The sequence below is a fragment of the Polyangium jinanense genome (genome assembly GCF_028435365.1).
This window is the reverse complement of sequence record NZ_JAGTJJ010000076.1, coordinates 37,929-47,293: the sequence shown is the minus strand read 5'-3', so window position 1 is coordinate 47,293 and position 9,365 is coordinate 37,929. Positions and strand designations below refer to the sequence as shown.

The following is a 9,365-nucleotide window of genomic DNA, read 5'->3' as shown; positions in this document are numbered from 1 at the left end:
AAGCCCGGACGATTCACCCCCTAGAGGGAAGCTCGCGAAGCGAGCTTCCACGCACCGAACGGTGCGATCCGTCAGTTCGACGCCCCCTCAGCGGGGTCCTTCTGGGGCTTCTTGAAGTAGCGGATCCGCTTCTGTTGCAGCGGATACCACTTGTCGAAAGGCACGATGGGCGTGTCCTCCAGGAAGCGGCGGCCGCCGGGGGCCTCGGCGCGGGCGAGGCGCACGGCCGTCGGGCCCTGGGGCGGATGCACGGCCGCGCCGGCGAGATCCGTGTCGCCGCCGAGCGCCACCGCGAGCGGCTTCGCAAGAAGCAGCCGCGTGCTGCATCCCGCGTTCTTCAAGAGCGCGTCGAGCGCCTTTGCGTCGGCCGCGGAAGCATCCGCAGGCGTCAAGAGCTCGACGTAGAGGAGCATGCCGTCCTTGTCGTTCACGCCGACGGCGGCCGCGGCGACCGCGGCGTTCGGCGAGCCCGTTGCGAGGCGAACCGCGCCTTCGACGGGCGACTCCGCGCCGATCGCGAACGCGCCGGCCGAAGCCCAGAGCGACGCCGATCCCGCACCTGCATCGGCCGGGCCCGCATCGAGCACCGCCACGGTCTTGCCCGCGCTTTGCGCCGAGGCCTTCGCGGCCGCCACCGTGCGTGGATCGATCTTCACCACGCGCGCCTTGCGATCGGGCCGCGCCGCGTCGATGCGCAGCTCCGTCGAGGCGAGCGCATACGGAAAACCATGCTGCGGCAAGCCCTTCACGCGCCACTGTCCTTCGCCGTCGACGGGCGGTTGCGCGACGGGCGTGATCCCCGGGCCCGGCAGCACGTGGCGCAGCGTCATGTAGAAGTAGTCGCGTGCCTCGCGCTTGATGTAGCGCGGGAAGTTCATGAGGCCCATGCCGCGGATGAAGCGCCTGCCGCGGAACTTCCATCCGTCGATGCCGGAGACCGTGCCTTCCGACTCCCAGTCGTATTGCAAGGGCCTGCCGAGCGGATCCATCTCGCCTTCTTGCGCGACCTTGTAGAACTCGAGCCCGCTGTGACCCGCGTTCATGTCGAGCGCGATGCCGTACGAGCAGCGCGTCTGGATCATTGCCTGCGCGAGCCCTTCGGGGCCGAGATCCGCGCCGTAGAAGTACGCGACGAACTTCTCCTTCGTCAGGCAAATACCCGTGCGCACGGTGTGCGTCTTGTCCGCCCAACCCGGCGGCGTGCCGCCCCACCACGAGCGGTTGTACGGGTTGAACTTCTCGTCGAGCACCATGACCGTCATGTTCTGTCGGTACGACATCACGTTCGGCGGGATGCTCTGATCCTCGGGCCAGCTCCCGAACGCCGTGGAGCCATCACGCAGCACGGCGACGGTCGCGCCGTACGGCTTCGGCGGCAAGTAGACGACGCCGTCGGCCATCATGCCGAACTCGCCGTGCAGCGCTTGAAAGCCTGCGTTCGACGCAGCGACGACACGCTCGAGCACCGCGGGATCACGCGGGATGAGGCCCGGCCCAGCTTCACCCGTCGCGCCCTTCGGCTCGACCGTGCCGGCCATCATGTGGAGCTCCACCTGACGCGGATCCCATACGACGATGAACACGCGCGTCGTCTTGCGTGAGCGATCAGGGCGGATGTACGTCGTGACGAACGCGGGCGGCAGGCCCTCGATCCTTCGAATGAAGGGATCCTTGTCCTGCGGGTTCCACTGTCCCTCGCCGGGGAGCGCGGGCGTGATCCACGGATCGAGCGGCGCCGGTGGCCAGCCGATCTCGGGGTCCGTGGGCATCGTACGCGTGGGCGCTTCGAGCGTGGTTTGTCCGAGGTCCTCCGCGATCGCCTCGGCCGCGGCCTGCTCGCCGCCCATGCTCTCCTTCTGCCGCATGACGACCTCGAGGCCCGCGAACGCGACGGCCTTGATCGTCTGCATCGCCTCGTCGCCGATGACGTCACGCACGCGATCGACCGACCACGTGACGACGTTGCCCGGCCGCGCAATCTCCCCACTCTCGTGCGAGAGCCAAGCAGGGAGCGTCGCAGGGCCATCGAGCGGCACGCGTGCCTCGCGGGTTCCATCACGCACGACGAGCGTGGCTTCTTCGAGCGCGCATCGCACGTCACGCGCGGGCGCCTCGCCTTCCTTTGGTTCGGCCTCTTGCGCCGCGGCTTCGCCTTCGCCCTCGCCGAGCGTGAACGTGCGCTTGCCGATGCCGCGGAGTTGTCCCGTCTCCTGCGCGTTCGTGAGCGCGTTCTGCAATCGCTCGACGCGGGTCCAGCCCTCGGTCGCGAGTGCTTGTCCCGAGAGATCGAAGACGTGCACGGTGGGATGGCTGCCGGCGATGAGCGGGCTCGAGACGTAGGCCAGTCGTTCGCCACGGACGACGGGGCGCGACTCATCGGCGCCGCTCGTCTCGGTGAGATTGTAGGCCCCGCCGACATCGAGGAGGACGCCTTCGGGCGAGAGCTCGGCGTGCACGAGGTAGAGGTCGTTCGGCTCGCCTTGCGCAGGCGCGGCGCGGACGACGGCGCGGCTCTTCGCACCAAGCGCGCCCCAGACGCCACGCGGCGGATCGATCCAGGCCACGTCGTCGGCAGTGAGAACGAGGCCCTGCGACGCGAGCGCCGAGGCAAGCGCCGTGGACCTGTCCTTCGCGCCCAGGTTCGGGATGCCGCGGGGCAAGAACGTCGCAAGGGCGGCAGCGCCGAGCACGGTGAGCGCGACGTGGCGGCGTCCTTGTCGGACGAAGGTGGAGAGACGGGAGGTGGCCATGCCGCGTGGGGTTTGGGGCGTAGGACGCCGAAGGCGATCCGGAGCCCCAAGTGTCGACAGAACGCTCGAAGCCGATGGGACCTGCCCAACGCCGAGAAGGCGCGGAACGGCGCGGCAATATCATCGGTGCGGCGGAAGGGCCAACGTTTCGTCGGGGGGCGGAGGCGGGGCGGGTTTGGAAGCGGAAGCGGCCATGGAAGCCTCGTTCAATGGTGGACTTCCAGGAGCAAGGCGCAGATTGCCGTCGCATTTCCAGAAATCGAATCGTTCGGCGGGTGGGGGGGATCCACCGCATGGTGAGGTCAACCACACCGAAGGTCGGCGAAGACGCGAAGGACGCCTCGTGTGGTGCCTACACGCGACCACGAGGTAAGTTCACCCGGAATCCCTCGTCGACGAGACCCCGGAGGAGATCGGACCTCGTCGGGTGCCTGGTCGACGAGGCCCCGGAGGAGATCGGACCTCGTCGGGTGCCTGGTCGACGAGGCCCCGACGGAGTCCGATCAGGGCCGGGGTCTCGCGGACGAGGCAGGCGACGGAGTCCGATCAGGGCGGCGGTCTCGCGGACGAGGCAGGCGACGGAGTCCGATCACGGCGGGGGGCTCGCGGACGAGGCAGGTAGCGGAAGCGGGAGCGGAGGCGGAGGCGGAGGCGGAGGCGGAGGCGGAGGCGGAGGCGGAGGCGGAGGCGGAGGCGGAGGCGGAGGCGGAGGCGGAGGCGCGTGCGCGTGTGCGTGTGCGTGCGCGTGCGCTTGGGGAACGGTATGCAGGGGTTCCGCTCGGGGACGGCGAGCGTACCGTCGTGCTCGGCCTCTTCAAGGCCAAGCCGTGCTCCCCGTCCTCGCGCTTCGCGCTGCGGGCGGGTCCGCGCGGTGCTGCGCAGCCTTGAAGAGGCCTGCGCGCGACGGTGTGGGACGGGGGTCCCGGCGATTGGGCCGTCGGGCGGAGGAATCATCATGCTGAGGATCTACGAAGTCGTTTTGGTCATGGCGGGGGACGCGGCAAGCATTGCAGAACGGATTGAGCGAAAGGATTCGGATCTGGCGCGGCAAATGCGCAGGGCCATGCATAGCGTCGCGTTGAACGCGGCAGAAGGCATGGGCAACCACGCCGGAAACAAGCGACAGCGCTACTCCTCCGCACTCGGGTCGGCAAGGGAGGTGCTGGCCTGCGTCCAGGTCGCCCAGGCTATGCGCTATATCGGCACCGTCGATGCAAAGGTCCTCGACCGAATGGACCACGTCATCGCCACCCTCACCCGCCTCGTCTACCGCCGCGCATCCTGAACCGGTAGGGCGGGCCGTCCCCTCCACAGGCGGCCCGCCCATTCCAATGGCCTACGAAATCGAAGGCCGCTCGATGCTGGAAATCGCCCGCGCGCTCCGCCTCCGCCGCCTGCCGGACGGCTCGTGGGGTTAGGTCCGCGGGCGCTTTTTAAGGTTCCTCTGGAATGTACTGTACACACAGCGCCATCGGCGTGTCCTGCGTCGGGAATGCACAGCACCATACATCGCGGCCGTGACAATCCTGCTGCGAGCAGCAGTATCTCGACTGCCAGCGAGATTGACCTCGGAATGCAAAGCCCGGTAAGGTTTCCTTGCCATGCGAAACCAACACAGTACGCGCACGAAATGGGCAGAGCTGTGCCGCTCGAATGAGTTCAGCGGGAGGTGGGTGGCGCTCGAAAATGTCGAGTACAAGCCCGGCTCGATCGAGCCGCACGAAGGCGACGTGGTCGACAGGGATACGGATATCGGCCTGCTGTGCAGCCGGATGAGAGAGTCCGAACGCAAGGAATGCGTGATTCTACACTGCGGCGACGACGGCGCGCCATGATCCAGGCCGCCCGTGCGCGCGCCCCCGGAGCGCGCCCTCCTCGGGCGCATTTACCTCGAACACCGCGATTTCCTGCGTCGTTTCCTTCTCTCTCCCGAATCCCTCGGCATCCAAACGAAGACCGCCTATGCCCGCCTGCAGCTCGCCCGGGAGCACTTGAAGACGCTCGCGCTCGGGTGATGCGATTGCGTTTGCGCCTCCGACTGCGCGTACGCGCCTCCGCACGCGCCTCCGCACGCGCCTCCGCACGCGCCTCCGCCTCCGCCTCCGCCTCCGCCTCCGCCGCAGATTCCGGGCGCCATGACTCGCAGGCTGGTTTGTTTTTCTTACGCGCCATCATACGCGCTGCGTAGGATGCGTCGTGATTCGAACCGGATATGCGGGCGTCCTCTCCCTGGTGACCGCGTGCGGCGGGGCGCCTTCGCAAAACGCGTCCTCGCGCAGCGCGCCGGCGGAGCCCGACGTGGCCGCTGCGCGCGCGCCGTCCGCGAATGGCGGCGCGACGGCGACGGTGAGCCGTCGCGCTGACGAACGCGGGGACGACGGCTTCGTCGATCCGGACACCTTGCCGCCCGGCGCGCGCCTCCGTCTCGGCTCGCTGAGGTACGGCGTCAATGCCACGAGCGTCGCGGTGACGCCGGAAGGACGCGCGCTCGCGTTCGACGACGATCGCGAGGCGCTCGTCGAGGTGCGCGAGGACGGTTTCATCCGACCCACACCCCTCCCGTACGCCCCTCAGGTGCTCGCCGTCGACGCGGCGGGCCGGCTGCTCGCCGGTACGCCGCAGGGGATCTGGGCCGGTGAGGTCCAACAGTCGAGGCGCATCGCGGAGACGTCCTGCGCGACGCCAGCAGCGGCCTCGCCGAGCGGCGCGCGTATCGCCTGCACGGGCGACGGTCGTTCGACCGTCGTGGTCGCCGGTCCCGATGGCACGCGGACCTTCGTCATCCGCGGCGAAGTCGGCGCGCTCGCCGTCACCGACGACGGCGTCGTCGCGCTACGTCGGGGCGCGGCCTGCGAACTCTTTGACGCGCGCGGCGTCCTGGTCACCGAACTCGGCTGCGAGGAACACGCGGTGCTCGCCGCTCGGCCGGGCGGCGGCTTCCTGCTCGTCGAGAGGGAGACGCTGAGGATGATCGACCGTGACGGGCGCAACCGTGGACGCGTGCCCCTGCCGCCCGACCTCGCGTCGGTCGCGGCGACGGCCTCTCCTTCGGGACGCTGGCTCGGCATCGTCGGTCTCGGCAAGAGCGGCATCGGTAGCGGCAAGGGTGTCGTGGTGGATCTCGCGGAGGGGCGCGCCGGGGCGCCATTCCCCGTCGTCAATGGCGCGCGTGCGCTCGCCTTTGCGCGCGATGAGGGCTCCGTCGTCATTCAGGGCATCGCGCTGCAAGGGCTGCGCGTCCCGAGCGGCGAGCGGGTGTGGGGGGCGACCGGGCCAAACGAGAACGTGTGGGCGCTCGCGCTCGGTCCCCGCCGTGTCTTCGCGCTGCACGACGCCGACATTGCCGTGTACGACGTCGCTGGCGCCCTTTTGGCGCGCGTCCCGGCGCCGCCGCCCACACGGAAGGCCGTGCTCGCCGCGCTCTCGGACGACGTGGTGCGCCTCGGCGCATACGGGACGTGGACCGTGCTCGACGTCGCGTCGGGCCGCACGTTGTGCGAAACGAAGATCGGCGGCACGTGTCCCGGACTCCGAATGCCACCGGAACGCGACGAGCGTCGGGGTGTGCCGAAGACGCTCCGCGCGCTCCGCGCGACCAGCGATGCGTACGGATCCTGGACGCTGCCTGCAGGAGCCGCCGGCCTCGCGGTACCGCACTCGCTCGAGGCAATGCGCGGGGGGCGCGCGATCGATGTCCTCACCCTCCGTGAAAAGGGCAATCCCGGCGCGTTCCGCCTGCTGGTCGTCGACAAGGCGACGAGCGCGCCTCGCCAGACGTGGACGCTGCCGCCGGGCGTGCATCTCGACGGGGTCGAGCTCTCCAGCGACGACCGCGTCGTTGTCATTGCACAGCGCCAGAGCGTCCTGGTCTACGAGCCTTGAGGGGTCGATCTTCGCATTCCGAGGAAGTTCCTGCGCGGCGATACGATGTAGCTCATCCGGGTCGCGCTGGTCGGCCTCGACCTTATCGGGCTCGCGGCCTCGCACTGCGGCGTCGAGCACGATCGCCAGCATCGAAATGAAAATCGCGCGGCCTTCGCTTGCATCCTCCTTCTCGCATCGCCAGCCAGAACGCAGGGGGAGTATTGGATCATGGTAGCAGCGGGCGTTGACAGCGGTATCCCGGCAATCGGTGTTCTCCCTTGGGGCACGCATTTTTGCCAGTTCTATGATTCACAGCGGGATCTCGCCGACGCGCTCGTTCCCTATTTCCTCGCGGGCATCCGTGGGAACGCGCAGTGTGTCTGGGTCACGGCCGATCCGCTCCGCGCCTACCAGGCGCGCGACCTGCTCAGGGCGGCCGTGCCCAACATCGACGCGCTCGAGCGCAGTGGTCAGCTCGAGATCATCGATTATCGCGACTGGTACCTGAAGACCGGGGGGCTCAAAACCGAGACCCTCCATAAGATGTGGATCGAGCGGCAAGACATCGCGCTCCGGAATGGCTATTCGGGGCTGCGGGCGAGCGGAAACACGTCCTTTCTCGAAGTATGCGACTGGAAGAGCTTCGCCGACTACGAGGCGAAGCTGACCGGGGCGTTTCGGGGGCACCAGATCGTCGGCCTCTGCGCTTACTCCCTCGGCCGATGCAACTCCGACAGCGTCATCGGCGTCGTGCGGAGCCATCAGTTCGCGCTCACCCGACGCGCCGACCAATGGGAGCTCATCGAGAGCTCGTCGCTCAAGCTCGCCAAAGAGGAGCTTCGCCAGCTCAACGAGGAGCTCGAGGAGCGCGTCCGCCAGCGCACGGCGCAACTCGAGGAGGCGCTGCGAATGCGAGAAGACTTCATCTCGGTCGCCTCCCACGAGCTGAAGACGCCGCTCACCTCGCTGCAGCTCTATATCGAGAGCCTGCTGCGGGCCGGCGCGAAAGGGACATGCTCGGCGGGGCAGCTCGCCGAGCGGCTGATGAAGGCCAAGGCGGAGTGCGGCAGGCTGGAGAAACTCGTGAATTATCTCCTCGACTTCTCGCGCGCCTTGTCCGGTCAGCTCGCGCTCACGCCCGAGGAGGTGGACCTCTCCGACATCGCACGAATGACCGCCGAGCGTTTCTCCGAGAACCTGGACAAGGCAGGCTGCACGCTCTCGCTGCGCGCCGACGCGCCGATCACGGGCATCTGGGACCGGCTGCGGGTCGAGCAGGTGCTGGTGAACATCCTTTCGAATGCAATCAAGTATGCGCCTGGAGCGCCGATCGAAGTCACCGTGACCGAAGAGGACGGGCATGCCGTCGTGTCGGTGCGCGACCATGGCCCCGGGATCGCACCGCAGGATCAGGGCCGGATCTTCGATCGATTCGTCCAGCTCTCCCCGACGGAGCACCACCGCGGCGGGTTCGGCCTTGGGCTCTGGATCGTGCGCAAGATCGTGGACGCGTTCCGTGGCACGCTCGACCTCGAGAGCAAGCCTGGAGCAGGGTCGACCTTCCGCGTGACGCTGCCGCGCGTTCCGGTGGAATCGGATTGACCCGCAGGGCAGCCCGCCGTCGAGGAGGATTGCGTGTTCGACGACCAACAGAATGTCGAGGCCCTGGAGACGCTCCTCGTGGACGAGGGGTATCACGTGGTGACGGCTTGTAATGGGCGCGCGGCGCTCTCGTATCTCGCGGAGAACGAGGCGCCCTGCGTCATTTTGCTCGACATGATGATGCCCATCATGGATGGTTTCGGGTTCCTCGCGGAGCAACGCCAGCATCCGGCGCTTTCGAGGATTCCCGTCGTCGTCCTGACGGCCGGAGCGAACAGCAATCGCGTCCGCGCGCTCTGCCCGAACGGGTTCTTGAGCAAGCCGGTCGACGTCGACGCGCTGCTCGCGTTCCTCGAGGAGTATTGTTAACTTTCTTCGGTGTCTTCTTTGAACAATGCTCGAAAAAAGCGATCACGATGCAACAAAAAGTCCCGGGTGAGGCGGTAATGCTCCGTGTCCTCGTACTGGACCGCGGCGATGCCGTTCTCCGAGAGCTCATAAAGGAGCGCATGGGGGTAGGCGAGCAGAATCGGTGAATGCGTCGCGATGATGAATTGAGCGCCTGCCTGGGCGAGCACGTGGAGGTGCCCCAGGAAGCGAAGCTGCCTCGACGGAGAGAGCGCGGCTTCGGGTTCGTCGAGGAGGTACAGACCCTCGGGGAGAAACTTCTCCTCGACGAGCGTCAGGAACGCTTCACCGTGGGATCGCTCGTGGAGCGAGCGGCCGCCGTACCACTGTTGAATACCCAGGTCCTCGATATAGGTGGCGACATTGTAGATGCTCTCGGCGCGGAGGAAAAAACCGGCCCGCTCGCGCCGCGCGTTGCGAACCGGCCGGAACGCTTGATGGAGCGCGGACTCGGAGTGGCGCGTGGCGAAGCTGAAGTTCCTCGTGCCTCCTTCCGCGTTGAACCCGAGCAGCACCGCCACGGCTTCGAGGATTGTGGACTTGCCCGAGCCGTTCTCCCCCACGAAGAACGTCACCCTGGGGTGAAACTCGAGGGTATCGAGCGAGCGAAGGGCCGGGATGCTGTAGGGATATGCGTCCGGGTCGAGGACGCGATCGCGCAGGAGCTTGACGGCGCGAAGAAAACCTTCCGGAGGAGGTCGCTTGGTGGATTTGCGTCGATTCATGTGTTCCCTCATTTGA

The 9,365-nt window shown here is 67.6% G+C and carries 8 protein-coding genes; 6 read left to right on the top strand and 2 right to left on the bottom strand.

Features of this window, described 5'->3' with window-relative positions; genetic code table 11:
• Window positions 1-71: 71 nt before the first annotated feature.
• Entirely contained in the window at window positions 72-2,750 is a 2,679-nt protein-coding gene (locus KEG57_RS49390) for a hypothetical protein (RefSeq protein ID WP_272425280.1), read from the bottom strand.
• A 955-nt stretch (window positions 2,751-3,705) separates the two neighbouring features.
• On the opposite strand from KEG57_RS49390, the gene KEG57_RS49385 reads away from it, so the two are divergent.
• The 6 genes from KEG57_RS49385 to KEG57_RS49360 all read left to right on the top strand — a co-directional run bounded on the left by KEG57_RS49385 (window position 3,706) and on the right by KEG57_RS49360 (window position 8,585).
• Window positions 3,706-4,035, top strand: coding sequence for a four helix bundle protein (locus KEG57_RS49385; RefSeq protein WP_272427863.1), 330 nt, complete (start codon window positions 3,706-3,708; stop codon window positions 4,033-4,035).
• 316 nt (window positions 4,036-4,351) lie between these two features.
• Entirely contained in the window at window positions 4,352-4,585 is a 234-nt protein-coding gene (locus KEG57_RS49380; RefSeq protein ID WP_272427862.1) for a hypothetical protein, read from the top strand.
• 12 nt (window positions 4,586-4,597) lie between these two features.
• Window positions 4,598-4,765 carry a hypothetical protein gene (locus tag KEG57_RS49375; RefSeq protein WP_272427861.1) on the top strand — a complete coding sequence of 56 codons (168 nt, stop codon included), beginning with the start codon at window positions 4,598-4,600 and terminating at the stop codon, window positions 4,763-4,765.
• Between the two features lie 181 nt (window positions 4,766-4,946).
• The gene (locus KEG57_RS49370) at window positions 4,947-6,632 is read left to right on the top strand and encodes a WD40 repeat domain-containing protein (RefSeq protein ID WP_272427860.1); all 1,686 of its coding nucleotides are present in this window, start codon (window positions 4,947-4,949) and stop codon (window positions 6,630-6,632) included.
• Between the two features lie 210 nt (window positions 6,633-6,842).
• Entirely contained in the window at window positions 6,843-8,216 is a 1,374-nt protein-coding gene (locus tag KEG57_RS49365) for an MEDS domain-containing protein (RefSeq protein WP_272427859.1), read from the top strand.
• A gap of 33 nt (window positions 8,217-8,249) precedes the next feature.
• A complete protein-coding gene (locus tag KEG57_RS49360; protein ID WP_272427858.1) occupies window positions 8,250-8,585 on the top strand; it encodes a response regulator in 336 nt (111 codons plus the stop codon).
• Here the strand turns inward: KEG57_RS49360 and KEG57_RS49355 are convergent.
• Window positions 8,582-9,349 carry an AAA family ATPase gene (locus tag KEG57_RS49355; protein WP_272427857.1) on the bottom strand — a complete coding sequence of 256 codons (768 nt, stop codon included), beginning with the start codon at window positions 9,347-9,349 and terminating at the stop codon, window positions 8,582-8,584. The two genes, KEG57_RS49360 and KEG57_RS49355, sit on opposite strands and share 4 nt — an antisense overlap.
• Between the last annotated feature and the right edge of the window lie 16 nt (window positions 9,350-9,365).

What these genes read in the sequence shown, in the direction of transcription:
- KEG57_RS49390 (WP_272425280.1), bottom strand. Translation starts at nt 2,750, where the DNA reads ATGGCCACCTCCCGTCTCTCCACCTTCGTCCGACAAGGACGCCGCCAC.
- KEG57_RS49385 (WP_272427863.1), top strand. Translation starts at nt 3,706, where the DNA reads ATGCTGAGGATCTACGAAGTCGTTTTGGTCATGGCGGGGGACGCGGCA.
- KEG57_RS49365 (WP_272427859.1), top strand. Translation starts at nt 6,843, where the DNA reads ATGGTAGCAGCGGGCGTTGACAGCGGTATCCCGGCAATCGGTGTTCTC.
- KEG57_RS49355 (WP_272427857.1), bottom strand. Translation starts at nt 9,349, where the DNA reads ATGAATCGACGCAAATCCACCAAGCGACCTCCTCCGGAAGGTTTTCTT.
- KEG57_RS49380 (WP_272427862.1), top strand. Translation starts at nt 4,352, where the DNA reads ATGCGAAACCAACACAGTACGCGCACGAAATGGGCAGAGCTGTGCCGC.